Here is a 25,649-nt window from a genome sequence, read left to right as displayed (position 1 = left end):
GCGCGTTGTTCAATCACAATTCACCCCCGCGTGATGTCGCAACCTCGTGAGAGTTGTTTCACGCGAAATGTCCGTCTAGCGTCTCCGCAGCAGTCCTAAGGATTCCTAAAAAGGCCGAACGCATGCACCGACGTAATACCGACGTGAAACCGACGTCATACCGACAATGAAGATCGCGATGTGGAGCGGTCCCCGCAATCTCTCGACCGCAATGATGTATGCCTTTGGAAACAGGGAAGAATTTGCCGCATGGGACGAGCCATTCTATGCGCCTTACTTAAAAGTGACCGGAATCGATCACCCCATGCGGGATTCTGTCCTCCAGGCTCACGAAACGGACCCGGAGAAAGTCGCTGATCGCATCCGTGGCGACGTGCCTGATGGGAAAAAACATTGGTATATGAAGCACATGGGCTTTCACATGTGCGACGGCTTTCCGCTTGATTGGGCTCTGGGGTGCGTCAATGTACACCTCATCCGGCATCCTGCCCGCGTCATCGCCAGTTACTCTGCAAAGCGCGAGGATCCAACCCTTCAAGACATTGGTTTCAAACAACAAACCGAGGTCTACGCGAAATTTCCGGGACCCGTGGTCGACAGCGATGACATCCGCACCGATCCCGAGGGAATGCTCAAAAAATTGTGTAAAGTCATCAGCTTAGACTGGGACCCCGCGATGCTCGCGTGGTCCGCCGGACCCAAACCATTCGATGGCGCGTGGGCACCTCACTGGTACAAATCTGTCCATAATTCCAAAGGCTTCGCCGGAAAAGAAGCCGACTTACCAGCTCTCACCGGAAAATCTGCCGAGCTAATGGAGCAGGCTTTGCCCTTTTACAAGGACCTTGAAGCAAAGAAACTGTAACAACTACAGTGCCTTACTTCTTTAGCCGCCGCTCCCGCGCTGCCAGAAGCTTCAGCCGCAGAGCATTCAACTGAATGAACCCCTGCGCATCCTTCTGATCGTAGGCGCCCGCATCCTCTTCGAAGGTGACATGCGCTTCTGAATAAAGCGAATGATCCGACCAGCGCGCGATAGTGCGTGCCAAACCCTTGTAAAGCTTCAGCTTTACAGTTCCTGTCACATGCTTTTGTGTGTGGTCGATTGCGGCCTGGAGCATCTCGCGCTCGGGTGAGAACCAGAAGCCGTTGTAAATAAGCTCCGCATATCGCGGCATCAGCTCGTCTTTCAAATGCGCCTGACCCCGATCCAGTGTGATCTGCTCAATCCCACGATGTGCTTCAAGCAAGATCGTCCCGCCCGGCGTCTCGTATATCCCGCGGGACTTCATACCAACAAAACGACCCTCAACCAGATCAAGCCGCCCAATTCCATGTTTTCCACCCAGTTCGTTGAGCTTTGTCAGTATGCTGGCAGGACTCATCGTTTCACCGTTGATCGATACGGCGTCGCCCATTTCAAAACCGATCTCTATAAACTCCGGTTCGTTTGGGGCGTCTTCAGGATGAACGGTTCGTTGATAGACATAGTCGGGCGCTTCGCCTGCCGGGTCCTCAAGCACCTTCCCTTCAGATGATGTGTGCAAAAGGTTCGCATCCACGCTGAACGGCGCCTCGCCCCGCTTGTCTTTGGCGATTGGAATCTGGTGTTTCTCAGCGAAATCAATGAGTTTTGTGCGGCTGGACAAATCCCAAAGCCGCCATGGCGCAATCACTTTGATATCTGGGTTAAGTGCATAAGCGCTCAATTCAAAACGAACCTGATCGTTGCCCTTGCCGGTCGCACCGTGAGCAACAGCATCCGCCCCGGTCTCAGCAGCTATTTCGACAAGACGCTTCGAGATCAGCGGCCGAGCGATTGATGTGCCCAGCAGGTAAAGCCCCTCGTACAGCGCATTCGCGCGGAACATTGGAAACACGAAATCGCGGACAAATTCTTCCCGGAGATCCTCGATGAAAATCTCTGAAACACCAAGCAACTCGGCCTTCTTGCGCGCTGGCTCAAGCTCTTCGCCCTGGCCGAGATCCGCTGTGAACGTCACAACTTCACAGCCGTACTCGGTTTGAAGCCATTTCAGAATGATTGATGTATCAAGCCCACCTGAATAGGCCAGAACAACTTTCTTCGGTGCGGACACGGTATTTCCCCGGATTTGTGTTGTACCGGCGAGCATCTACGGGGTTTTTACATTGGGAACAAGACGGAGCGAACGCCATTTCAGAGTAGGCCTACTATCGCTCCGCCTGCACCCTTCAAGCCGTCAGTCAACCAGAGTCACGATTTCTTCTTCTGACTGGCAAAGGTCATTGTTTTCTTCACAGGCGTCTTCGTCGACTCTCGGTTCCGGACTGTTCGCATCAACCGTCTCTTTGATTGCGACAAGATCGGCTTCTGAAAACCGATTGCGAAGCTCGGTCAGAAGTTTTTCTTCGTCGGCAGTTAGGCCCGAATCAGGATCGGGATCGCCGCCCGGATTCTTGTTCCAGTAAGCAAGAATACTTTTTTCAGCAGCAGTCTCGTCAAGCAAGGTTTCTTCAGCCCTAGCTACCGAAGGGTCCGAAGAGTCGAGAGCCAGATCAGCGGGCGCGTCGCCGCGGTCGTCGATCTCTACCCCGAGATTCATCAGCGCTTTGTCTATTCCATCATCCGGATCCGCACCGGGAACCTCTACAAGTCTGAGGTAATCGTCATGTGACGGATAACCGAACTTGACTGCGGCCTCATCCCGGCTCTCAGCCATTTCGATAGCCATATTAATCGGATCGCCAGGAGTATCTTCTAGTGCCGAGTAGTACGCTTCCAGACTTTCGTATCCGGCGGCTTCAATAGCATCAAATAGCGCGGCACGGTCCAGAACTTCCTGGGCACCGTCCGCCGCTGCGGATGCTGCAGCGAGGGTAGCAATATGACCTACAGGACCGTTCCCGTTTCCATTTCGAATGTGCGCCAGAACAGCGTTTATGTTGGCATTAAGCGCGCCGTTCATATTTCCCAGTTGGTTGGGATGAAGCGATTCGCTCTCGAACTTACCGACCTTGGCGGTGTTCCGGGGCTTTGGGGGCTTCGCAGAGCTCTGCGCCTTGAAAGCGCGCTTGTCTTGTCCGGTCAGCTTTTCAAAAAAGCCTTCGATGCTCCTACCGGACTTGCCCGAAGGAGCCGATCTCCCGGAAGGTTTTCCTCGCTCGCTGGATTTGCCACGGGCATTCTCGGATTTGCCTCGATTGCTTTCTGACTTGCTGCTCGCTTTGTCTGACTTGGCGAAAGCAGGCTCAACGCTGGCGATTGTCGCGGTGGTTGCTATCGCGCCGACGGCAACGGAACTCATGACAAGTGCCGCGAGAGTAGCTTTGAAAGGGGTCTTCATCCGTGGGATCCTTTGAGTAATCGCGTTGAACGAAACTCTAGCCTGTCACACGCCTCCAGAGAAAACGCTCAAAATGAAACCGGCGATCTATTGCTAGAAACCCGAAAGTTGTTTCTGTTGTAGCCTCAATCACCAGACACAGTGCTAATAGAAACATATCCCGCGACAATTCAGGACAAAACGGCCGGAAAAATCCAGCGACCTCCCGAATCACCCTCTCTGATTGCCGGGTTATTCGAGCGCTCCTGAAGCGAATTCCAACTTCGCCTTGTGGAAAGCCGTCTGGATTGCGCGAAGGTCGGCATCACGCGCAGGCGCCTCGCGAAGCTTGGTTTCAACTGACCGACAAATACTACTCACTTCAGTGAGCCCGATGTTCAGTGCGCTTCCCTTAATGAAGTGAAGGTCCTTTGCGATGGCCCCATCATCAGATCGGAAAAGCCGCCCAAGCGCCTCGTCGACCTCTTCAAGGAACATCTCCACGACCTCGGCGAAGTCCTGCTCACCGACTTCAGTCCCAACTCACGTATTCGATCCCAGTCTATCAAATATCTGATTCCTCGACCTCCCCGCCCTTCTTTCAAAAAGATATTAAGAGACTGTTTCTTTTTGAAATTATCAAGATCACGCGCTTTTACAGAGCCTTAACCTCATGGTTGCATGAAGGGAGCATGAACGCTCCGACACCCGTCATACCTGCCAAGAACGAAGCTGACTTGGGCCGACCAGTCCTTGTTGTTGATGACAGCCGGGCGCAACGCCGCCTTCTGACAAAGGCGCTTGCAAGATGGGGTCATACCACACTGGAAGCCGAAAGTGGCGAGGCTGCTTTGGAGCTGTGCCGGTCGATCGACATTGAGTTTGTTATCAGCGATTGGGTCATGCCCGGCATGTCGGGGGTCGCGTTTTGCCGAGCCTTCCGTGAGATGATGCGCGACAAGCCGGCGTATTTCATCCTTTTGACCGCTCAAACCGAACGCGAAGTTCTGGCAGAAGGGCTTGAAAGCGGCGCGGATGACTTTCTCTCCAAGCCCTTCAACACCATTGAAATGAAAGCCCGTATCACGGCAGGGCAGCGGATCTTGTCCGCCCAGCTCGACGTGAAAGAAAAGAACGACCTTCTAACCAAAACACTAAGCGAATTGCAGGACCTATACTCAGCAATTGACCGGGATTTGCTTGAAGCGCGATTGTTCCAGCAAGCACTTGTCCCAGAGCGACACTTCGTTCTGGCGGGCGGAAGCGCATCACTGCTCTACGAACCAAGCGGTCATGTGGGAAGAGACCTTGTAGGTGTTTTTCCGATTTCTGAGAAGCGCTACGGTGTATACGCTGTAGACGTGGCGGGTCACGGCGTGGCCTCAGCCTTGATGACCGCCCGGATCGCAGGCTTGCTGAACCCATCCTCACCCGAGCGAAACCTTGCGCTTGTTGTTGACGAGAACGGCGGTCGGGCGATGCGTCCGCCGGCCGACGTATGCGGCGCCCTCAATGAACTGATGCTCGCCGAGATCGAGACAGATCGTTATTTGACGATGATCCTGGCAGATGTCGATCTTGAGACAGGTCGTGCTGTCCTGTCGCAAGCGGGTCACCCCAGTCCGGCAATCCTGAGAAAGGACGGAACAGTCGAGTATGTGTCTTCCTTCGGAATGCCTATCGGATTGATCCCCGATGCCGAGTTCACTTCATTCGAGATCAATCTCGCGAAAGGTGATCGCCTGTTGCTTCACTCGGACGGCATTACAGAATGTCCTATCCCTGACACCGAAGACCTTTTTGAAGAAGAGGGCCTCAAGACTTTGCTGTTGGACATCTTTGACAAACATGGACCCGACTTTATTGATGCGCTGCACCAGGGATTGTCACGTGCGTCCGGCCTGACGGACTTCCCCGACGATCTCTCTGCGGTCCTGCTCGAGCGCACTGTCTAGAGACTTCGAAGGCACCAATCCAAAAACATCGCATCGCCCTCATTCCCCGCCAACGAAATCGAGTCAGATAAGCTAACCCATACTGCTTCGTGAAAACGCTCACTTGGTGGACCCAGACACAAAGTAGGCCTCGCCAAGTAGATGTGGCATACTTTTTCGGCCCATAAATCGTACTCGGGCATGAAAGTGTATCGTCTGAAGGCCCCCAGTCTGACAGGTCGATCAATCCGCCAACCGGTTTCCTCATAAACTTCGCGATGCAGAGCCGGAACAGGCTGTTCGCCGGGATCAATTCCGCCGCCGGGCAACTGGTACTCGGGAATCGGCTCGGATTGGTGCGTCATCAAGACGGCATCGCCGCGAATCAGGACCGCATATATCCCAGGACGCCGGCGATATGCCTGCCCGGGAACGACCGGTTCACCTATCCTAGGGATCATTCCCTTGGTCCTCGTCTTGCAGCCCCTATATAGTCGAGGTATGCACCCGCGCGCTGCGCAAGGAAACCCCATGAATATCGGCTCTAAAATCGCTTGGGACGATACAGTCCTCCCGTTCCAACTTGATCGTACTGACACCCGTGGCCGTATTGCGCGACTTGACGGGCTGCTTCAGCAGGCCCTGTCTCAGCACGACTATCCCACGTTGATCGAGGCCTTGGTGGCTGAAACCACATTGCTGACCGCACTCATCGGACAAACGATAAAGCTGCGTTGGAAGCTGTCGATCCAAATACGCGGCGACGGACCTGCCCGTTTGATCGCAACGGATTACTACGGCCCAACCGACGCTGGCGCTCCGGCACGTATACGCGCCTATGCAAGCTTCGACAAAGAGCGGCTGGACACATCCGCCGACCCTTTCAGCCAAATTGGAAAAGGCTATTTTGCAATCCTGATTGATCAGGGCGAAGGCACGATTCCCTATCAGGGGATCACCCCTATTTCCGGAGGCTCACTCTCGGCATGCGCAGAGACATATTTTGCGCAGTCTGAGCAACTGCCAACAAGATTTGCTCTCAGCTTTGGTCAGACTCAGTCCCCTGGCGAGGATTTACACTGGCGTGCCGGTGGCATCATGGTGCAACAAATGCCTAAGTCTTCGCTTTCCGTCGCAGACGAGGGTTCCGGCGAGGACGGTCTTTTGACACCTGCGGACGTGCTCGACGGCGACGACGCCGAAAACTGGAATCACGTAAACGTCCTTCTCGAAACGGCCGAGGATATCGAGTTGATCGGCCCAACCGTTCAGCCGACAGACCTTCTAGTTCGCCTTTTCCACCAGGACGGACCCCGTGTGTTTGATGCGCAACCCATTGAGTTTGGCTGCTCGTGTTCAGCGGACCGCGTGCGCCAGTCCTTGTCGATCTATTCCGCGCGAGACATCGCACACATGACGACGGAAGAAGGAATAGTCACGGCTGATTGCCAGTTCTGCGGCGCTCACTACGAATTCGACCCAAAAACCTTGGGGTTCGAAGCGGACGAAAATGACAATTGAAATTCGCCGGCGCCTTGAAAGGGCGCTGGCCAAATCTGGCGCGCCCTCTTCGGATTATGATCTGAACGCTGACGTTAAGTTGCCTTCAGAAAGGCGGTTGCGCCCAGCAGGTGTTTTGGCCGCTGTCTCGTCCAGACCAACGGGCTCTGTCATTTTGCTTACAAAGCGCGCGCCAACGCTGAAGCATCACCCCGGGCAGATCGCCTTTCCGGGCGGGAAAGTCGACGACGGCGACACAGATCCGAGCGCCGCTGCATTGCGTGAAGCGCGGGAAGAAATCGGACTTCCAAGCGACATGGTTGACGTGATCGGATGCCTGCCGCCGCATGAAACCGTCACTGGCTTTCAGGTCACTCCGGTACTGGCGCTGGTAGATCCGCTTTTCAAGCCTATCCCCGAACCCGGCGAGGTTGCCGAGATCTTTGAAGTCCCGCTGGCGCATGTTCTCGATCGCGATCGATTCTCAATCCAGTCCCGCCGCTGGCGTGGGACCCGGCGCGCGTACTATACCGTCCCTTGGGGACCCTATTACATTTGGGGCGCAACCGCGCGTATGCTTTGCGCCTTGGCGGACCGGATGGCGGATGAAACGGATTGATGCAGACTGGCTTAAGAATGCGGAAACCCAACGCGTATTTGAGATATTACAGAGCGCCAATCATCAGGCGTTTGCTGTCGGAGGATGCGTCAGGAACACACTTCTGGGCGTGCCCGTAAACGACATCGACATCGCGACCTCGGCGACGCCGGCCGAAACGACGCGTCTTGCCGAACGTGCCGGAAAGAAGGCTATTCCCACAGGTTTCGATCACGGCACGGTTACAGTTGTTATCGACGAAAAACCATTTGAGGTGACGACTTTCCGCCGCGATGTAGAGACGGATGGACGGCGCGCGATCGTAGCCTTCACTGACAACATGGAAGAAGACGCGCGCCGCCGTGATTTCACGATGAACGCTATTTATGCGGACGCGTCCGGCCATGTCCACGATCCGCTTGGAGGCATGCCGGATCTTCTTGCGCACCGTGTCCGGTTCATTGAAAACGCGGACGAACGTATCAAGGAAGACGCCCTCCGAAGCCTCCGCTTCTTCCGATTTCATGCGCAATACGGCGATCCGTCCGAACGGCTTGATCCCGATGCGCTATCTGCGATTTCTCAGAACGTGGCTGCACTTGATGGTCTGGCGGGCGAACGAATTGGCGCCGAAATGCTGAAACTTCTCGCCACACCCGATCCGGCGCCGTCTTTGGCAGGGATGGCTGTAACCGGGGCGCTGATGAGGGTTTTACCCGGCGCAAGCACGCAATGGGTCGCGCCACTGGTCCACCTAGAGAAGGAAGCGGGTCAGCCCGCGGATGCCCTGCGCCGCCTTGCGACTTTGGGCGGGGATGATCCGAACCAACGTTGGAGGCTCTCACGCGCGGACGCCAGGAAGCGTAGCCAACTCACTGAACTGGCTTCGGGCACCGTTTCGATTTCTGAAGTCGCGTGGCGATATGGAAAGGACACAGCGTGGAGCGTGGTCCTTATTCGGCAGGCCTTGAGCGAGCAGCAACTTCCCGGAGGCATCGCAGAGTCGATCCGGAACGCAGCCGCGGCAGAATTTCCACTGAAAACCAAAGACCTGATGGCGCACCACGCCGGACCGGCGCTGGGCGCGGCGTTGCGGCGGGCCGAAAAGGCTTGGATCGAAAGTAATTTCCTCCTTTCACGCGACGCACTGATCGGCATCGCTTTGAAAGAGGGATGACAGACCAGCCTTGATCGGCTACGACAGGAATGCCGAACAAGGAGGGCGCACTATGATGTACAGGATCTGTATCCCGGATAACTGACCGGTCCGATCCTGTTTTGGGTACGCGCCATGCCGACCCGCTCATACTGCAATTATGCTCGACCTCCCGGAGCGCCCGCCATGTTTCGATACCTAGAAAACCTTGTTGACCCCTATTGTGACTATCCAGTCACTGATCAGCCGCCACAAAAGCTGTGGGCGTTTATTTGGGACTATTGTCAGCCCTTCAAGAAGGTTTTTGCGATTACCGGTGTCCTGACGATGCTCGGGGCTTTGATCGAGGTCTGGCTGATCGCCTACCTCGGGCACCTCGTCGATACGCTCGCAGATACGGACCCTGGTTCCTACTGGACCGACTACGGCTTGGAAATGCTTCTCATTGGGGTTTTTCTGCTTGTTGTGCGCCCCCTCATCCAAGTGATTGATGTCGGCTTGCTCAACAACGCCATCATGCCGAATTTTGGCACTCTGATCCGATGGCGCGCGCACAGTCATGTCTTGCGCCAGTCTGTCGGGTGGTATGAGAATGATTTCGCAGGCCGGATTGCAAACCGGATCATGCAAACGCCTCCCGCCGCTGGCGAGGCGGTTTTCCAGGTCTTCGACGCAATGGCCTATTCGATCGCGTATGTTGGCGGCGCTTTCATCCTATTGTCAGGCTCCGATCCGCGGCTGATGATTCCGCTGGCCATTTGGCTGATCCTGTATCTCCTGCTGGTGCGTTGGGTCATCCTGCGTGTCGGCCCGGCCAGCAAAGCGGCTTCCGATGCGCGCAGCGCGGTCACCGGACGCGTCGTTGACAGTTATACCAACATTCATTCCGTCAAGATGTTCGCTCATACAGAAGCCGAGCGTTCATATGCGCAAGACGCGATCGAATACTCCCGCGTCACCTTTCAGCGGGAAATGCGGCTCTATACAGTGATGGATGTATTTCTCACACTGATAAACGGCTTTTTGATTGTCGCTGTGGTGGGGTGGGGTATCTGGCTTTGGTCAACTGGTGCGGCGTCCATCGGCGTCGTGGCTCTGGCGTCGGCCCTGGTCCTTCGATTGAACGCGATGACAGGTTGGATCATGTGGTCGTTGTCGTCGTTTTTTCGAAATCTTGGCGTCGTGGCGGAAGGAATGGAAACGATTGCCCAGCCCATCACGCTTGTCGATGCGCCTGATGCGGCACCGCTGAAGTTGACCGAAGGGCGTATCAAAATGTCAGCCCTTTCACACCACTATGGCAAAGGCTCGGGAGGGCTCGACAAGATCGACCTCACTATTAGCCCAGGCGAAAAGATCGGACTCATCGGGCGGTCCGGCGCGGGCAAGTCGACTCTCGTGAAGCTGCTTCTGCGGTTTTACGATCCCGATGGTGGGACGATCACAATCGATGACCAGGATATCACAAAAGTCCTGCAAGATAGCCTGCGGGCCCAGATCGGCATGGTTCAGCAAGACAGCTCGCTTCTTCACCGTTCGGTGCGCGATAACATTCTCTACGGGCGCCCGGACTCGAGCGAGGCAGAGATGACCAAAGCCGCGCGCCGTGCTGAAGCGCACGAATTTATCCTTGATCTTGAGGATCCTGAAGGGCGCACAGGCTATGATGCTCATGTCGGCGAGCGCGGTGTCAAGCTGTCTGGCGGGCAGCGACAAAGGATCGCCTTGGCGCGCGTCATTCTGAAAAACGCGCCTATCCTGGTGCTCGATGAAGCGACAAGCGCCCTCGACTCTGAAGTTGAAGCCGAAATTCAGAACACCCTTTATGGAATGATGGCGGGTAAGACGGTGATTGCCATTGCTCACCGGCTGTCGACAATCGCGCAGATGGATCGAATTCTTGTGCTGGACGACGGTCATATCGTCGAGCAGGGAACTCATAGCGAGCTTTTGGCGCAGGGCGGCCTATATTCACGGTTCTGGAGCCGGCAATCGGGCGGCTTCATTGATACCGAAACCGAGGCAGCAGAATGATACGTCGCGCAGGTGATCTGATAGATGCCTTCCAGCCCGCAGATGGCGACCCCCCAAGCACACTTGGCGCATTCTTTCGCTGGGCGCTCGCCGGGTCTTTCCCGATCCTTCTGATTGCCGGTGTGATTTCCGCCGCTGCGGGCACGCTTGAAGTCATGTCCGCTATATTGCTTGGCTATGTGATTGATACAGCCATTGGGTCCGACCCCGAATCGTTTTTCACGGCCAACTGGGGGCTGGTTCTGCTGGTTCTCGGATTTTTCGTCATCGCGCGGCCTCTGTTTTTCGGCCTCTCCTCCATGGCAAACTCGGTCGTTGTTTTGCCGAACCTCAACCCGCTCGTTCTGACTAGACTGCATCGCTGGACGCTTGGACAGGCAGTGACGTTCTTTGACAACGACTTTGCGGGTCGCATCGCGCAAAAACAGATGCAAACTGCGCGCGCTTTGACGGATGTCGCAGGCGAAGTTATCAACGTATTGTTTTTCGCAATCGCATCGCTCGTTGCTTCGGCAGTCTTGCTCACCACCATCAATGGTTGGATGGCTCTTGCGTTGTGCCTTTGGCTGTTCCTGTATCTCTTGATGATCCGCTGGTTCATGCCGCGCATTCGCCTTCGTTCGAAGGCACGCGCAAATGCACGCGCGATGGTCACCGGGCAGATCGTCGATACCATCACCAACGTCAAAACGGTCAAACTCTTCGCGCACGACGCGCACGAGGAGACCGCAGCAACCGAGGCCGTCAGAAGCTTCCGTGAACGCGCCCTGGATTACGGCGTTATCTCAGCGGCCTTCCGCTTCTGCTTAATGGCGGTTGCGGGAATGGTGCCGGTGCTATTGATTGGCGGGACGCTCTGGTTTTGGAGCAACGGTGCCGCCAGTGCCGGTGATATCGCTGCGGCGGGGGCCATTTCCATTCGGATTGCACAGATGACTGGGTGGGTCAGCCATGTGCTGATGATGATCTATGCAAATATTGGCGAGGTCGAAGACGGAATGCGGACGCTGACCCCGCGGCGAACGCTTGTCGACAGAGCGGACGCAAAAGCGATTTCCGAGATTGAACCGACTATTGAATTCAAAGACGTCAGTTTCGCTTATGGCCGTCAAAATGGTGGTGTCGAAAGAATCGATCTGAAAGTGAATGCGGGCGAGAAGCTCGGGATAGTGGGTGCTTCCGGTGCCGGAAAATCAACACTCGTTTCACTTCTCCTCAGGCTCTATGACACGGAAATGGGCCGTGTTCTGGTTGGCGGGCACGATGTGCGCGAAGTGACGCAAGAGAGTTTGCGGCGCCAGATCGGCATGGTCACGCAGGAAACCGCCATGTTTAACCGCGCGGCGCGTGACAATATTCTCTACGGCAACCCCGGCGCCAGCGACGCTGACATTGAAGCCGCCGCGCGCCGTGCCGAGGCCCACGAATTCATCCTCGAACTGCAGGATCACAAGGGCCGGACCGGATACGATGCGCATTTGGGTGAGCGCGGGGTGAAATTGTCCGGCGGCCAGAGGCAGCGCATTGCATTGGCGCGCGCCTTCCTCAAGGACGCCCCAATCCTTGTGCTGGACGAGGCGACCAGCGCGCTTGACTCAGAAGTTGAGGCGTCAATCCAATCTGCACTCGACCAGGTCATGGAAGGCAAGACGGTCCTTGCGATTGCGCACCGGCTTTCGACTATTGCCAGAATGGATCGCATTGTCGTTCTGGACGATGGACGAATTGTCGAAGAGGGTGCTCATGAAGAATTGCTTGATGCAGGTGGCCTTTATGCGCGTTTCTGGCATCGTCAGTCCGGTGGCTTTATCGGGGTCCGCGAGGCAGCAGAATAAATGACGACCGTCACGATTGAGCGACTTGGGCTTCACGGGGACGGAATCGCCAGTGGCCCTGTGTATGTGGCGCGCACTTTGCCAGGTGAAACTGTCGAGGGCACGCTTGAAGGGTCGCGCCTGACAGCGCCGAGAATCGTCACGCCGTCCCTTGATCGCATTTCGCCGAAATGCCGCCATTACAAGTCCTGCGGAGGATGCGCCTTGCAGCATGCCTCTGACGGCTTTGTGGTGGACTGGCAAAAGGACGTTGTCTCGCGCGCGTTGGAAGCCGTCGGTCTCAAGGCCCCGATCAGGAACCTGCACACCTCTCCTACAGCATCCCGCCGGCGCGCAACGTTGACGGGTCGACGAACCAAGAAAGGGGCTCTTGTCGGATTTCACGGCCCGGCAAGCGATACTTTGATCGCAGTTCCGGATTGCCAGGTCATGCGCCCCGCGCTTCTTGCGGCGCTCCCTGCGCTTGAAGAAATTACATCTCTCGCGGCCTCGCGCAAAAGCGCGTTGCGTCTTTCCGTGACGGACACCGACACCGGACTCGACGTTTTGGTAAGTGCTGGCAAGCCGCTGGAAAATGCCATGCAGGCGAGACTGATAGACATCGCAAACGCGGCTGGTTTCGCCAGGATCAGCTGGGATGACGATGTGATAATCCAACGTGTAGCGCCGGTATTGCAGATGGGCACGGCGCCGGTTCCGATCCCGCCGGGCGCTTTCCTGCAAGCAACCGCGGAAGGCGAGGCCGCGCTGCTTGCGTCAGTTCAGGATGCCTTAGGTGACGCCAGAAAGGTTCTGGATCTGTTTGCCGGATGCGGCACCTTTGCTCTTCCATTGTCGCTTGGGGCGGAAGTTCATGCCGTCGAAAGTGAGCAGTCGCTTCTGGGCGCTCTGGACGCAGGCTGGCGTCATTCCAAGGGCTGCAAACGCGTGACAACCGAGCGACGCGATTTGTTTCGCCGCCCCCTCACGCCTGACGAACTCAAGCACTATGACGCGATTGTCATCGATCCGCCGCGTGCCGGAGCCGAAGCGCAGATGTCGGAGATCGCCGCTGCACAAGTGCAACGAATCGCCTCGGTGTCCTGCAACCCCGTCACCTTTGCGCAGGATGCCGCAATTTTAACGAATTCAGGCTACAAGCTCGATTGGATCGATATCGTCGACCAGTTCCGCTGGTCCACACATATCGAAATAGCTGCAGGGCTGACTCTTGTGTGAGGGGGATTCACGAAGTGTTTGCAATGCGGTATACGGATTTTGAGGCAACAGGCTCGGGCCAAGACCATGCAATTCACACGACGTTTCGCGCTTTTCGGCTTTCTGGCGACAGCCCTCTCCGCCTGTGCATCGAAGTTTCAGACGTACAACGGTCCAGAAGTGACCCGCGTCGTTGTTCTCAAGGAAAAGCGCAAGATGTATCTGTTGCACGGCAACAGAGCACTCAAATCCTATGAAATAGCCCTTGGATTCGAACCTACGGGCGACAAGAAGATCGAAGGCGACGGAAAAACGCCCGAGGGGCACTACCGCATCGACCGGCGCAACCCTGACAGTCGTTTCCATCTCTCACTTGGGATCAGCTATCCAAACCAACGCGACGTGGCCGATGCCAAGGCGCTTGGCAAAGAGCCGGGCGGAGACATCTTCATCCATGGCGAAGGAACTTTGGTGAGTAAGCTCAAACCCGACTGGACCTGGGGCTGCATCGCGGTCACCAACAAAGAAATCGAAGAAGTCTATGCGATGGTTCGCACCGGTACGATCATCTCGATCTTCAAGTAGCAGGAAGCCCTGCGGCATTTCCGGCGCCAACAACCATCGTCCACCAGATCTTGCCGTTTGGTTCTTGGAACCATGCAAAACCAAGATCAGTTGCGCGAGGGTCCAGAATGACATTGCGCGTATCGGGCTGTTCCATCCACGCCGACAGCGTTTCCAGTTCGGACTCATAGGATTCAGAAATATTTTCGCCGAGCAATGTGCCCGTAAAACCAACTCTGGCTGCGCGATCAAGCGGACTGGACCCGTCTGACCCAAAGTGCCACGGACGGTTCTGCACTGACATATCACGTGAATGTGTCGCCGCCGCCGCATTCAGTTCAGAGGACAGGCGCACCTGTCCGGCGCCGGATGCGCTACGAAGCGCGTTCACTCCGTCCAATACGCGAAACTGAATGTCCGCCGTGTCACGTTCATCGATCACGTAAAGCTGGGGAATTGGCTTCCCGTCCGGCCCGATCTGTGGCGCAGGCGTCGCGCATGCGGCAACAAAAAGTGCCATCGTAAGAGCAAAAAGCGTTCGGATCATATTCTCGGGCCTCTGGACATTTTTTACCGCCATACAGCGAACTTCCGCTCGGTTCAAACGTAAGTGTCACAGTATCGGCTAACTAACGCCGCTGTGAATTGAAGGTGGTGCAAATGATCTTTATTGTTCGCCCGATCATTGCCTTGAGCGAGACCTTCAATGACTGATTTTTCGAATTCGAATTTCAACCGACGCGCCTTCCTTGCGTCTGGCGTTTCCGTTCTGGCCGCCCCTGCAATCGCGCAGTCCGTCGACGGTTCCGAATTGGGTGGCCAAACGGTAAGGCGCAATGCGTCCAGCTTTCGGTCGCTGCAGTGGCAGCCTTACTTTGACAACCTGCGCAACGGGGCCATCCTTGTCGACATCACATCCCGTGCGCTGCACTACTGGGATGAAAGCGGTTCCGTATACAAATTGTACCCGACATCTGTTCCGCTTAGCGAAGACCTGACACGACGCGGGCGTACGAAAGTTGTTTTGAAAGACCCCGAGCCAGATTGGCGGCCAACGCCCGCGATGAAGGAACGCAATCCGGATTGGCCGGACTACATGCCTCCTGGCCCGGACAACCCGCTGGGCATTCGTGCGTTGCACCTTACCTGGACATATTACCGCATCCACGGAACGCACGACACGCGCAAGATCGGGCGGCGGTCTTCAAATGGCTGTATCGGGCTCTACAACGAACACATCACCGAGCTGTATGAGCTGGCGAACGTCGGCACGCAGGTCTTGCTAATCTAACGCATTTCGAAATATCTGAACTTTTTTAACATCCTGCCAAACAGGCGGGATGTTTTACTTTGAGCGATGCGTACTCGTACTTGATGCCCACCATGCCCAACCTTGGCGTGGTGGCGCCAAGCTGAACAAGCAGCGCTTACTCGATCCAGCCCTTCAAGTTATCCGAGATGGCCTCCGAAAGCGCTGCGATATGCGCATCGTCATCGTTGAGGCACGGAATATATGTGAAGTTTTCCCCGCCAGCCTCTTCAAAACTTTCGCGAATCTCTTCGTTGATCTCTTCCAGAGTTTCGATGCAGTCGGCGGAAAATGCGGGCGCAATAACTGCGATTCGCTTTTTCCCGCCCTCTGCCAGTCGCGCGACCTCTTCCACCGTGTAGGGCTGCAACCATTCCTCGGGGCCGAACCGGCTTTGGAACGTTGTGACGATCTCGGACTTGTCCCAGCCCAGACGCTCGCGCAAGAGGCGCGTCGTTTTTTGACACTGGCAATGATAGGGATCACCCTCCATCAGATAGCGTTGCGGCACGCCATGATATGAACACACCAAAATATCCGGCTTGGTTTCCATCACGCCGTAGGCGCGCTCGACCGACTGAGCCAGAGCGTCAATGTAGGATGGGCGATCGAAATAGGACGGCACCGTTCGAACTGGCGGCTGCCATTTCTCAGTGATGAGCGACCGGAAAAACTCGTCGTTTGCAGTTGCCGTCGTCGCGCCGGCATATTGCGGATAAAGAGGAAAAAACAATATCTTACGGCATCCACGCTCGGCCATTATGCGGACCTTAGATCTTGTCGACGGGTTTCCATAGCGCATGCAGAAGTCGACAATAACATCGTCACCATAGCGTTCAGCCATCGCTTCGCTGATCTTCTTGGTCTGTGCTTTCGTGATCGTCATAAGCGGGCTTTCGCCCTGCTCCTCGTTCCATATCGATTTATAGGCTGCACCACTGGAGAACGGTCTTTTGGTCAGGATAACCGCCTGCAAAAGCGGCTGCCAAATCCAGGGACTATAGTCGATTACGCGGCGATCGGAGAGGAACTCGTTCAGATAGCGCCGCATTGACCAGTAGTCATACCCGTCGGGCGTTCCAAGGTTCGCGATCAGAACACCGATTTTCTCGTTCGCCACGGGCGGGTGGTCTGCTGGTAAATGTGGGTTGCTCATCTGAGGTGTATCTTTGGCCAAAGCACCGTCCTGCATCAATTTGTCGTCAAACATTTTAAGAGGTCCTCAGATCATAGTCTGCCGCGGAAGGCCAGATAACCGGATTAACTCGCAGGTCAACTTTTTGGCGGCTCGACCCGATCTCCGGTTGGCAGCTCTGTCGTGCCTAAGGCATCCGACAACCGCTTGGTCGCCGATCCCGGTCGCAGCGGTTTCGGCTGCCTTTCGTCCGGTGCCCATCCTGTCAGAAAGACAACCTCGAATGTTGCAAGCAAGTATCCATCGTCGTCGGAGAAATGGGTTCGGTACTGCCCCTCGGCTTCCGCAAAAAGGCGCTTGTTGCCAAGGCTACGGTGCCGGCTCGAAAGAGCATTCGTCTCTCCCATGCCGCGCAAATCCCGCACAAGATCCGCCAGTTTCCTGTAGCGAACAGTAGTCGTGCGATTGTCCGCCACCGGAAGCGCAAACCCGGCCCGCTGCAATAATCCGCCAAGATCGCGCAGGTCCCCCATCGGCAGCACTCGGGGAGATAGCCCTCCTGTCACCAGCGACTCAGCCTGAGCCAAAGAGGTTCTCAGCTCATGCAGGGTTTGACCCCCAAAGAACACCGCCACAAACAAACCGTCCGGTTCCAGCGCCAACCGCGACTGTACAAGTTGACCAACCGGATCATCCGCCCAGTGAAGCGCCATTGTATGGACCACCAGATCGTGCGCCGCGCGACCCAAGCCAAGCGGCTCATCGTCCGAAACGCTTACTGCATCTTGCAACATCGCTTCGAATGGCCCGCGCAGACCTCCGACTATTGCGGTCTTAGTGAACGTTTTATTAACCTCAGAGAGCCTTTCTTCCAGGTCAGCGGCAACTTCGTTCAGCAGGAAAAACTCCGGCCTCCGTGCTGCGCGAGCACGGTGTAACGCAAGAGCATTTCTATCGGTAAGGCGCGGCGCGTCGATCATCAACAAACGAGGTAGGGGCAGAATGTCATTAATGCAACGCGCTTTGGGAATGATCTATCCGGATCAGTGCGCCCTGTGCTCGGAACTGGTCGATGGGCAGGGCGCGCTTTGCGGGGCATGCTGGCGAGACATGCCGTTTCAAACAGGCCATTCCTGCGATCTTTGCGGCGCAGATCTTGTTGGAGAAACCGATGGAGTGTCCGACCATTGTGACGACTGCATCGCAATTCCGCGTCCCTGGAGCAAGGGCCGAGCGGCCGTTTCATATCGTGATGCCGGGCGCCGCGTGGTGTTGGGTCTCAAACACGGTGACCGCAGCGATCTTGTCCCCGTCGCTGGCCGCTGGTTGGCTCGCGCCGGTTCGGATATTCTGAGCAATGACACAATTCTCGTGCCCGTCCCCCTGCATTGGAGCCGCCTTCTCAGACGGCGATACAATCAATCGGCTGAACTCGCTAAGGTTGTTGCGAAGCTCTGCGACCTCGATATGGCCCTCGACGCGCTGATCAGAACCTCCAGAACCAAGCCGCAAGACGGCATGGGTGTTGATGCCCGATATCGAAATGTCGAAGAATCCATCGTGCCAGCGACCAATCGCCCTGGTCTTCTTGAGGGTCGTAGTGTTTGCCTGATCGACGATGTCATGACTTCCGGAGCAACCCTGTCTGCATCGGCGCACGCTTGCTCTGCGGCAGGGGCTTCACAGATTTCCGTTCTGGTGCTGGCAAGAGTAGCCAAGACCCCCTAAATGAAGACCAAGCCAGAAGGAGGCATGATCTTGAAGAACGTTGAAATCTATACCTCTCCGCTCTGTGGCTTCTGCCACGCAGCCAAACGTCTCTTGACGTCCAAAGGCGTTTCGTTTGCCGAGATCGATGTCGCACGCGACCCTCAGCGCCGTCAGGAAATGCTCGCCCGTGCCAACGGCCGCCATACCGTGCCCCAGATTTTCATCGGTGAAACCCATGTGGGTGGGTGCGACGAACTCTATGCCTTGGAACGCTCGGGCAAACTTGATCCGCTTATTGCGGCCTGATGTATTGCGCGTAGGTCTCATACAAACAACAAGCTCGGATTGCCCCGAGGAAAATCTGTCGACCGTCAAGGGTTTGGTGGCCGAGGCCGCGTCAAAGAGCGCGGCTTTTGTCTTGACGCCGGAAGTGACCAATTGCGTTTCCATGTCGCGTCGTCATCAAGCTTCGGTGCTGCAGACAGAGAACGAAGACATCACGCTTTCAGGACTTCGAGAATCTGCCCTCGAACATGACATCTGGCTTCTCATTGGCTCGCTTGCGCTGAAGGACAACGGTGGCGATGGGCGCTTCGTGAACCGATCCTTCCTCATCAATCCGCGTGGAGAAATCGTCGCCCGCTATGACAAAATCCACATGTTCGACGTTTCGATTAGCGCAACCGAAACCTATCGGGAAAGTGACGGCTACCGTCCTGGGAACAAGGCAGCGCTTGCCGATATGGACGGAATCGGACTTGGCATGACGATTTGCTACGACTTGCGGTTCCCAAGGCTCTTTCGTGATCTTGCGCAAGCGGGAGCCGCCATCTTGACGGTACCATCTGCATTTTCGCCGGAAACCGGGGCGGCGCACTGGGAAATCCTCTTGCGTGCCCGGGCGATAGAAACCGGCTCCTTCGTCCTGGCGCCAGCACAGTGCGGAACCCATTCTGCCTCCGAAGGTCGTGGGCGCAAGACTTACGGCCACTCACTTGCGGTCGACCCATGGGGCCGCGTGCTGGCTGATGGCGGCGATTTGACCGGGATCACAATGGTTGATCTAAATCTCGCTGCGGTTGATGATGTGCGCGCAAGACTACCAAGCCTGTCGCACGACAGACCCTACGGACCGGTGAAATGAGCGAAAGCAGTGACAAAGGCGACCCGTTGGCTATCGCGCTCTTCAGCGAACTGTTCATGGCTGACCAGCTTGCGCGTGGACGTCTTGCAAAAGTTCTGCCGAAAGGCATGGAGCTCAGCCACTTTTCCGTTCTCAACCACCTTTCAAGAAGCGGCTCCGAGCGGACGCCAGCACAATTGGCCCGCTCCTTTCACGTGACGCGTGGAGCAATGACAAACACGATAAGCCGACTCGAGGCAGCGGGGTATGTTCACGTTCGCCCGGATTGGGACGATGCGCGGCGTAAATTTGTAGCGATCAGCCCCGCAGGCAAAAGTGCGCGAGACACCGCCCTTGCGGCAATCGCGCCGATACTGAATGACGCGGTTTCGGCTGCCGGAGCGGAGAACGTCCGGCAGACCTTGCCAGTCTTGCGCGAAATTCGAAAACGTTTTGACGAACCGCTCAAGAAGGACGAACGGACGCCGTAACGTAGTTTACGCTTAGGTCGCGCTCACTCAATCGCCATGACCAACTGATTGGATTGAAAACAAATCCTTTGCGGTCCACGGGGTCCAGACCCGCCTTAGAAAGCAGCTCGTAAAGCTCATCTGGCGTGATGAATTTTGACCATTCATGTGTTCCTTTCGGCAGCCACCGCATGATGTGCTCGGCCCCGATAATCGCCATTGCATAGCTCTTGGCGTTTCGGTTGATCGTTGAGCAAGTCATCAGACCGCCGGGTTTCAGCAGATCGTGACAGGCTGACAGAAATGCCAGTGGGTCGGACACATGCTCAACGACCTCCATGTTCAAGACGGCATCAAAAGTCTCACCCGCTTCCACGAGGGCCTCTGCGGATGTGTGGCGATAATCGATGTCCAGCCCTTGTTGCTCTGCATGAACACGCGCCACGGGAATATTCCGCTCGGCGGCATCTGCTCCAACGACCGTCGCGCCAAGGCGGGCCATCGGTTCAGACAACAAGCCTCCGCCACAGCCAATATCGAGGATCCGCAATCCCTTGAACGGATGGGGTGTTGTTAGATCACGCCCGAACTCGGCCGCTATTTGCGACGTGATATAGCTCAACCGACAAGGATTCAGCATATGGAGTGGTTTGAATTTCCCGTCGGGGTCCCACCATTCTGCCGCCATTGCCTGAAACTTTTCGATTTCCGAAGCATCGATCGTGTTCAAATTCGCCATAAGCGTTAGACACCTTTCAAAAATTCTGTCGTTCCTGACATAGATTGCCAGGATTTCGCGTTATATAGGACTGACATGGACCGAGTTGCAGACAAAAAAAGTGCGTCACAATTCCTCTATCCGCCGATCGACCCTTTCGATCAGCGTATGATGGATGTCGGCGACGGCCACCGTGTCTATGTCGAACAATGCGGCAATCCACATGGCATCCCGGTTGTTGTGCTTCACGGAGGCCCCGGTGGGGGGTGCTCTCCCGCGATGCGGCGCTATTTCGATCCGACGCACTATCGCATTGTTTTGTTTGATCAGCGAGGCTGTGGGCGATCCCGTCCGCACGCAAGCGTGACCCACAACACCACATGGCACCTGGTGCGTGATATCGAACATATCCGCGAAAAACTCGAGATCAACCAATGGGTCGTGTTCGGAGGAAGCTGGGGAGCAACGCTGGGATTGGTCTATGCAATCACCCATCCCGAGCGCGTTGCGCATCTGGTTTTGCGCGGTGTCTTCCTGATGACCAGGCGCGAGCTTGATTGGTTCTATGGGGGCGGTGCAGGTGCTTTCTGGCCGGACGTGTGGTCGAGGTTCACTGAAATTATCCCTGAAGACGAACGTGGCGACTTCATTCAGGCCTACAACAGACGTTTGTTTTCGGGCGATCTGGCGATGGAGACAAGATTTGCACGGGCTTGGGCCAGCTGGGAGAACACGCTGGCGTCCATCGCCAACGATGGTCCCGGCGGTGACAGTCCTGCGGAATATGCGCGCGCTTTTGCACGTCTGGAGAATCATTATTTCTCGAATGCCGGGTTCCTCGAATATGATGGCTGGATTGAGAAGAACCTTGAAGCCTTGGCAGGCGTCCCCGGAACGATTGTGCAGGGGCGGTACGATATGATCTGTCCACCACTGTCCGCCCACCGACTTCATGAAGCCTGGCCTCGTTCCAGACTGTCCTTTGTTCCAAGGGCCGGACACGCACTTTCCGAACCGGGCATCAGTGCCGAACTGGTGCGAACCATGGATGCGCTGCGCCGCGGGCACTAGCGTCTCCGGAAGCGGATTTCGGTCGCAAGACTCATTTTCCTGAACAAATTCCAAACGATCGTCGGCAGGTTGCCTCGCTTTGGCCTCATTTCCCTTGGAAGGTCGCGGTGGGGGCAGGGACGAGGACCTGCGAATGAGATCCACGATTGCTGCTGTTGTTACCGGAATCGCGCTGTCTTGCGTTGTGGCGAACGCTTCAGAGGCCTGCTCGCGGAATGTGCCTGCGAAGGCTGCGAATACGGTGGTGCCGCAGACGCGGATTGATCAGTCTCTTTTGGATCAGGCGATCCGGGTGGAGGTCAATTTCCATCGGTGTCGCGCGGGCCTAAGTTTGGTAACGGATGCAAGCGCCCGCCTTTCGCGTGAAGCGGAAAAGCACTCGAAATGGATGGCGCGCACGCAGCAGTTGACCCACAAAAGCACTGTTGCAGGTGCGGCGACGTTGACCCAGCGTGTCAAAAAGGCCGGTGTCCGGTTTCGGACAGGGTCAGAAAACATCGGAATGGTGCATCGCTATCAGATCGACAACCGTCGATTTAAGATAGTCGATTCAAATGCTTGCCAGTTCCGCACGAACGATGGTCAACCGCTTCCGGCGCATTCATATGCCAGTCTTGCCCGTCATGTGGTGACGCTTTGGATGAACTCACCGGGGCACCGCAAGAATATCCTAGATAAGCGCGTCCGCGAGACGACGACAGCTGTCGCCTTCGATCCGCGGGCCCAGTACTGCGGGCAGTATTGGCTGACGCAGAACTTTATCGGCTAGACCGCAACGCGGTTGGTTAACGCACCGAAGACCTGAAATCCCAACGTCGGTATGACGTCGGTTTCACGTCTGTATTGCGTCGGTGCGACCGTTCTGACTTGGCCAGGAATCCGCAACGGCGCATCGCTCGGTGATAATTCTTACTGCGATCTTAACTGTTGGCGCCAATTCGCTTGCCTGAACCTATGCACGGGTATATGCCCGTAAATATGGAGACAGTCGATTGTATCTGCACCAACCTGCGCACCGCGGCCCTTGCCGGAACCGAGTTCTATGACGCGCGACTGAAGCCCTCGGGTCTGAAAGTGACAATGTTCCGCTTGCTGCGCCAAATTCAGCGCACCCCGAACGCCACTCTGACGATACTGGCGAAACGCATGGGGCTGGACCGCAGTACGTTGGGGCGAAACGTCCGGGTGCTGGAGCGGCAAGGTCTGGTTGCGATGACAACCAGCGACGACGAGCGCAGCAAGGACTTGTTCCTGACCTCCGAAGGTATTCGCACGCTGGCTCTGGCCTTGCCGCTTTGGCAAAAGGCGCAGGCCGACATGCAGGCCCTGCTTGGTCCGGAAACGGACCATCTGATTGAAACTCTGCGAAATATCTCGGAACTCTCGCACTCTGACGCCGCGAAGGCTTCTCTTTATGAAAACTGAAACCACCTCCAAATGGAACGGCGCGGGCGTCGCGTTGGCTTGCGGGGCTCTGATCCTGCTATTCTCTCTCGGAATCCGCCACGGATTTGGACTTTTCCTTCAGCCTATATCCATTGAGCAAGGCTGGGGGCGTGAGACGTTTGCGTTTTCCATTGCGCTGCAAAACCTTGTGTGGGGGATGGCGCAGCCCTTTGCCGGGATGCTGGCAGACCGGTTCGGGGCAAAAGTCATGATCATGACGGGCGGAGTCCTTTACGCGCTTGGCCTTTGGTTGATGAGCGTCGTTGCCGGAGAGACGATGTTCGTTCTCGGCGCGGGTGTTTTGATCGGGCTTGGTTTGGCGGGAACGACAATGCCGGTCATCTTCGGGGCGATCAGCAAGCTTGTAGCGCCCGAACAGAGATCGATGGCAATGGGGATCACCATGTCGGTCGGATCCTTCGGGCAGTTCGCCTTGTTGCCACTGACGCTGGGAGCCATTGGATTTCTGGAATGGGATGGCGCACTTGTGGCTTTGGCGGGGTGCGCGCTTTTGATGGTGCCATTGGCGTTGGGTATTCGTCGGCCGGATGCGCCAAAGAGCGGTGCGGCTCTGCCCGACACAACGACCGTCCGTGATGCGCTGTCGGGCGCTTTTGGCAACCGGGACTTCTGGTTGTTGTCGCTGGGATTTTTCGCCTGTGGCTTTCAGGTGGTGTTCATCGCGGTCCATCTGCCCGCGTTTCTGGCTGATGAAGGCGTTGATGTTTCGGTCGCGACGGTGGTGCTGGCCCTGATCGGGTTGGTGAATATTCTTGGCAGCTATCTGGCCGGGCTTTGGGGCGGTCGGATGCGCAAACCGATGTTGCTGAGCTGGATTTACCTTGCGCGGGGTGCGCTGATTGCGGGCTTTGTGCTGATGCCGGTCACGGCCGTATCGGCGTATATCTTTGGTGCCTTGATGGGTCTGTTCTGGTTGTCGACGGTGCCTTTGACGAACGGGACGGTGGCGAGCGTATGGGGCGTGAAGCATATGTCGATGCTGGGCGGAATAGTCTTTTTCGCGCATCAGCTCGGGTCGTTCGCGGGCGGCTGGATGGGTGGCTGGTTGTATGACCGCACCGGCAACTATGATATGGCTTGGGGAGTGGCGATTGGTTTGAGCGTTCTGGCAGCAGCTTTGAACTGGCCCATATCCGAGCGACCCGAGGGGAAAGTTGCATGACGCGGACAGTGCAATTCATTTATCTGCTGGGTGCGCTGGGCGTGCTTTTCGCGTTGTTCCAGCTCTATCTGTCGCCTGAAATGGTTTACCATCTGGCCAGTTTACGCCTGTGTTAGAGACGATTTCTGGGGCCCTGCCTCGGGGGATGACGGAGGCAGGGCCCGCACATCAGAAGCGATAGCTTGCTTCCGGTGTGATCCTGTAGACTTTCTCGGCCAGGTCGAATTCCTTCATGAACCGTGAGATCGAACCGAAAGTCGCGGTTTTGATCTTTGCGCCGTGGTCCGAAGTGGATAGTGCGCCGGAGGCCAGTGGCCCGAACGTGCGTTTCATACCGCTGATCCTGATCTCCTGCGCGTCGAAGTGCGCGTTGATGTTGGCCTTGATCTGGCTGCGGTCCGAGGTGTCATAAAGCGCCGCCATCATCACATCGAGCGTGTGTTCGGTACAGTTCTGGAAGCGTTTGTTCGAAGGGTTCGCAAGCACCGCGTAGTTGGCGTTGTGAAGCGCGCTGTAGGTCGGGCTGGCGATGACGCTCAGCAGTTTCTGTTGCAGGCGGCGGTCCGGAATGATGATTCCGGCATCGAGTTTTTGTGCGCCGGCGAAGAAGTCAGCCGGGGTGTCCTGGATCAGCCGACTTTTTGTCTGATCGTCTCCGAGTTGGTAGAGGTTATAGGCACGGTAGCCATAACTCTTACCGCCGTTCTGGTCGGTGATTTCCGAGTAAACCCAATAGGCGACGTGGGTGTAGTTGATTCCTTTGGGCAGCGTTGAGGGGTCGCGGCCCATGCGGGCCACGATTGCGACATGCGCGCCACGGGCGGCAAGGTCTTTTTGGACGCGATTAGAGAATGTCGCGACTTGATCGGCGGGCAGAATGGCCTCGGTGGCTTCACTGCTGCCCGCCGGGGCCATGGTAGGCAAAAGCGCGACCATGGCGGCGAAAATGAGAGCTGATAAGCGTTTCATTTCAGTTACTTAATCGAGCGCCGGGGCGCGATTTGGCGCGGTATGTATGTCGATTATGAGAGGGGTTGCCGAGGAATTGGCGAGGTCTGAGCCTGCGCCGATGACGGTATCGCCGACGGATTCAAGTGCGGCTCCCGTCACGTAAAGCACCGAGCCCGCGGCAATGACCGGAACCGCGATGGCGGTGGAAACGCTGGTGCCGACCGCGGCTGAGCCATGAGCCGAAGCGGCGCCTGCGTGTTCCGATGCGGCGGCCGAGTGTTGGCCGGACGCGCCGGCTTCAGCGGGCGTTGAGGCAAGAGCTGCTGTGGCGGCAAGCGCGATGGCGGAAAGTGTCAAAGTTGATTTCAGCATTGGTTCACTCCTTTCATGAACAGCGTTCACAATAGGTA

The 25,649-nt window shown here is 56.4% G+C and carries 28 protein-coding genes; 18 read left to right on the top strand and 10 right to left on the bottom strand.

Features of this window, described 5'->3' with window-relative positions; genetic code table 11:
• The first annotated feature begins 166 nt into the window (after positions 1–166).
• Positions 167–865 (top strand): sulfotransferase-like domain-containing protein, encoded by a 699-nt coding sequence (locus BOA8489_RS15270; RefSeq protein ID WP_093975169.1) that lies wholly within the window; start codon positions 167–169, stop codon positions 863–865.
• Positions 866–878: 13 nt separating this feature from the next.
• Here the strand turns inward: BOA8489_RS15270 and BOA8489_RS15265 are convergent, their stop codons facing one another.
• From BOA8489_RS15265 to BOA8489_RS15255, 3 genes are all read right to left on the bottom strand, one after another.
• Positions 879–2,099: an argininosuccinate synthase gene (locus tag BOA8489_RS15265; RefSeq protein ID WP_093975253.1), complete on the bottom strand. Its 1,221-nt coding sequence runs from the start codon at positions 2,097–2,099 to the stop codon at positions 879–881.
• 123 nt (positions 2,100–2,222) lie between these two features.
• Positions 2,223–3,326 carry a hypothetical protein gene (locus BOA8489_RS15260; protein ID WP_093975168.1) on the bottom strand — a complete coding sequence of 368 codons (1,104 nt, stop codon included), beginning with the start codon at positions 3,324–3,326 and terminating at the stop codon, positions 2,223–2,225.
• Positions 3,327–3,557: 231 nt separating this feature from the next.
• The gene (locus BOA8489_RS15255) at positions 3,558–3,803 is read right to left on the bottom strand and encodes an Hpt domain-containing protein (RefSeq protein ID WP_245813891.1); all 246 of its coding nucleotides are present in this window, start codon (positions 3,801–3,803) and stop codon (positions 3,558–3,560) included.
• A gap of 194 nt (positions 3,804–3,997) precedes the next feature.
• Between BOA8489_RS15255 and BOA8489_RS15250 the strand changes: the two genes are divergently transcribed.
• Positions 3,998–5,260 carry a PP2C family protein-serine/threonine phosphatase gene (locus BOA8489_RS15250; RefSeq protein ID WP_093975167.1) on the top strand — a complete coding sequence of 421 codons (1,263 nt, stop codon included), beginning with the start codon at positions 3,998–4,000 and terminating at the stop codon, positions 5,258–5,260.
• Here BOA8489_RS15250 and BOA8489_RS15245 read toward each other — a convergent pair.
• Positions 5,257–5,700: an NUDIX domain-containing protein gene (locus BOA8489_RS15245; RefSeq protein ID WP_093975166.1), complete on the bottom strand. Its 444-nt coding sequence runs from the start codon at positions 5,698–5,700 to the stop codon at positions 5,257–5,259. The genes BOA8489_RS15250 and BOA8489_RS15245 overlap by 4 nt on opposite strands.
• A 70-nt stretch (positions 5,701–5,770) precedes the next feature.
• On the opposite strand from BOA8489_RS15245, the gene hslO reads away from it, so the two are divergent.
• The 7 genes from hslO to BOA8489_RS15210 all read left to right on the top strand — a co-directional run bounded on the left by hslO (position 5,771) and on the right by BOA8489_RS15210 (position 14,144).
• The gene (gene hslO / locus BOA8489_RS15240) at positions 5,771–6,760 is read left to right on the top strand and encodes an Hsp33 family molecular chaperone HslO (protein ID WP_093975165.1); all 990 of its coding nucleotides are present in this window, start codon (positions 5,771–5,773) and stop codon (positions 6,758–6,760) included.
• Positions 6,750–7,358 carry a CoA pyrophosphatase gene (locus tag BOA8489_RS15235; protein ID WP_093975164.1) on the top strand — a complete coding sequence of 203 codons (609 nt, stop codon included), beginning with the start codon at positions 6,750–6,752 and terminating at the stop codon, positions 7,356–7,358. The genes hslO and BOA8489_RS15235 overlap by 11 nt, the downstream gene beginning before the upstream one ends.
• Entirely contained in the window at positions 7,345–8,514 is a 1,170-nt protein-coding gene (locus BOA8489_RS15230; RefSeq protein WP_093975163.1) for a CCA tRNA nucleotidyltransferase, read from the top strand. The genes BOA8489_RS15235 and BOA8489_RS15230 overlap by 14 nt, the downstream gene beginning before the upstream one ends.
• A gap of 165 nt (positions 8,515–8,679) precedes the next feature.
• The gene (locus BOA8489_RS15225; protein ID WP_093975162.1) at positions 8,680–10,527 is read left to right on the top strand and encodes an ABC transporter ATP-binding protein; all 1,848 of its coding nucleotides are present in this window, start codon (positions 8,680–8,682) and stop codon (positions 10,525–10,527) included.
• The gene (locus tag BOA8489_RS15220) at positions 10,524–12,362 is read left to right on the top strand and encodes an ABC transporter ATP-binding protein (RefSeq protein ID WP_093975161.1); all 1,839 of its coding nucleotides are present in this window, start codon (positions 10,524–10,526) and stop codon (positions 12,360–12,362) included. Before BOA8489_RS15225 ends, BOA8489_RS15220 begins: the two co-directional genes overlap by 4 nt.
• Complete coding sequence (locus BOA8489_RS15215; protein WP_093975160.1) at positions 12,363–13,580, top strand: class I SAM-dependent RNA methyltransferase; 1,218 nt, start codon at positions 12,363–12,365, stop codon at positions 13,578–13,580.
• Between the two features lie 66 nt (positions 13,581–13,646).
• Positions 13,647–14,144 carry a L,D-transpeptidase family protein gene (locus tag BOA8489_RS15210; RefSeq protein ID WP_093975159.1) on the top strand — a complete coding sequence of 166 codons (498 nt, stop codon included), beginning with the start codon at positions 13,647–13,649 and terminating at the stop codon, positions 14,142–14,144.
• On the opposite strand, the gene dalA is transcribed toward BOA8489_RS15210, so the two are convergent.
• A complete protein-coding gene (gene dalA / locus BOA8489_RS15205) occupies positions 14,137–14,703 on the bottom strand; it encodes a divisome-associated lipoprotein DalA (RefSeq protein ID WP_370807268.1) in 567 nt (188 codons plus the stop codon). The genes BOA8489_RS15210 and dalA overlap by 8 nt on opposite strands.
• 126 nt (positions 14,704–14,829) lie before the next feature.
• Between dalA and BOA8489_RS15200 the strand changes: the two genes are divergently transcribed.
• Positions 14,830–15,414 carry a L,D-transpeptidase gene (locus BOA8489_RS15200; RefSeq protein WP_093975157.1) on the top strand — a complete coding sequence of 195 codons (585 nt, stop codon included), beginning with the start codon at positions 14,830–14,832 and terminating at the stop codon, positions 15,412–15,414.
• Between the two features lie 136 nt (positions 15,415–15,550).
• Here the strand turns inward: BOA8489_RS15200 and hemH are convergent, their stop codons facing one another.
• Together hemH and BOA8489_RS15190 are read right to left on the bottom strand one after the other, a co-directional pair.
• Positions 15,551–16,588: a ferrochelatase gene (gene hemH, locus BOA8489_RS15195; protein WP_176440336.1), complete on the bottom strand. Its 1,038-nt coding sequence runs from the start codon at positions 16,586–16,588 to the stop codon at positions 15,551–15,553.
• 116 nt (positions 16,589–16,704) lie between these two features.
• Positions 16,705–17,361, bottom strand: coding sequence for a methyltransferase domain-containing protein (locus tag BOA8489_RS15190; protein WP_306345768.1), 657 nt, complete (start codon positions 17,359–17,361; stop codon positions 16,705–16,707).
• A gap of 217 nt (positions 17,362–17,578) precedes the next feature.
• Between BOA8489_RS15190 and BOA8489_RS15185 the strand changes: the two genes are divergently transcribed.
• From BOA8489_RS15185 to BOA8489_RS15170, 4 genes are read left to right on the top strand one after another with little or no spacing between them, the layout of a single operon-like run.
• Positions 17,579–18,295, top strand: a complete 717-nt coding sequence (locus tag BOA8489_RS15185; protein WP_306345767.1) for a ComF family protein — start codon at positions 17,579–17,581, stop codon at positions 18,293–18,295.
• A gap of 30 nt (positions 18,296–18,325) precedes the next feature.
• Complete coding sequence (gene grxC, locus BOA8489_RS15180) at positions 18,326–18,583, top strand: glutaredoxin 3 (RefSeq protein ID WP_093975251.1); 258 nt, start codon at positions 18,326–18,328, stop codon at positions 18,581–18,583.
• Between the two features lie 4 nt (positions 18,584–18,587).
• Positions 18,588–19,421, top strand: coding sequence for a carbon-nitrogen hydrolase family protein (locus BOA8489_RS15175; RefSeq protein ID WP_093975250.1), 834 nt, complete (start codon positions 18,588–18,590; stop codon positions 19,419–19,421).
• Positions 19,418–19,891 carry a MarR family winged helix-turn-helix transcriptional regulator gene (locus BOA8489_RS15170; protein WP_093975154.1) on the top strand — a complete coding sequence of 158 codons (474 nt, stop codon included), beginning with the start codon at positions 19,418–19,420 and terminating at the stop codon, positions 19,889–19,891. The genes BOA8489_RS15175 and BOA8489_RS15170 overlap by 4 nt, the downstream gene beginning before the upstream one ends.
• Here the strand turns inward: BOA8489_RS15170 and ubiG are convergent.
• The gene (ubiG, locus tag BOA8489_RS15165) at positions 19,866–20,609 is read right to left on the bottom strand and encodes a bifunctional 2-polyprenyl-6-hydroxyphenol methylase/3-demethylubiquinol 3-O-methyltransferase UbiG (protein ID WP_093975153.1); all 744 of its coding nucleotides are present in this window, start codon (positions 20,607–20,609) and stop codon (positions 19,866–19,868) included. The two genes, BOA8489_RS15170 and ubiG, sit on opposite strands and share 26 nt — an antisense overlap.
• Before the next feature lie 75 nt (positions 20,610–20,684).
• Between ubiG and pip the strand changes: the two genes are divergently transcribed.
• The 4 genes from pip (at position 20,685) to BOA8489_RS15145 (ending at position 24,288) form a co-directional block, all read left to right on the top strand.
• A complete protein-coding gene (pip, locus tag BOA8489_RS15160) occupies positions 20,685–21,659 on the top strand; it encodes a prolyl aminopeptidase (protein WP_093975152.1) in 975 nt (324 codons plus the stop codon).
• 133 nt (positions 21,660–21,792) lie between these two features.
• A complete protein-coding gene (locus BOA8489_RS15155; RefSeq protein ID WP_093975151.1) occupies positions 21,793–22,428 on the top strand; it encodes a CAP domain-containing protein in 636 nt (211 codons plus the stop codon).
• A gap of 197 nt (positions 22,429–22,625) precedes the next feature.
• On the top strand, positions 22,626–23,084 hold the full coding sequence (locus BOA8489_RS15150) for a MarR family winged helix-turn-helix transcriptional regulator (RefSeq protein WP_176440330.1): 459 nt from the start codon (positions 22,626–22,628) through the stop codon (positions 23,082–23,084).
• Complete coding sequence (locus tag BOA8489_RS15145) at positions 23,074–24,288, top strand: MFS transporter (protein WP_093975149.1); 1,215 nt, start codon at positions 23,074–23,076, stop codon at positions 24,286–24,288. Before BOA8489_RS15150 ends, BOA8489_RS15145 begins: the two co-directional genes overlap by 11 nt.
• Positions 24,289–24,456: 168 nt before the next feature.
• On the opposite strand, the gene BOA8489_RS15140 is transcribed toward BOA8489_RS15145, so the two are convergent.
• Positions 24,457–25,257, bottom strand: a complete 801-nt coding sequence (locus BOA8489_RS15140; protein WP_093975148.1) for a DUF2145 domain-containing protein — start codon at positions 25,255–25,257, stop codon at positions 24,457–24,459.
• 9 nt (positions 25,258–25,266) lie between these two features.
• Complete coding sequence (locus BOA8489_RS15135; RefSeq protein ID WP_093975147.1) at positions 25,267–25,611, bottom strand: hypothetical protein; 345 nt, start codon at positions 25,609–25,611, stop codon at positions 25,267–25,269.
• Positions 25,612–25,649 lie beyond the last annotated feature (38 nt).

The sequence above is a fragment of the Boseongicola aestuarii genome (assembly GCF_900184815.1).
GTDB lineage: Bacteria > Pseudomonadota > Alphaproteobacteria > Rhodobacterales > Rhodobacteraceae > Boseongicola > Boseongicola aestuarii.
Note: the sequence above shows the minus strand (reverse complement) of the source record. Positions and strands in the feature narration are given on the sequence as shown.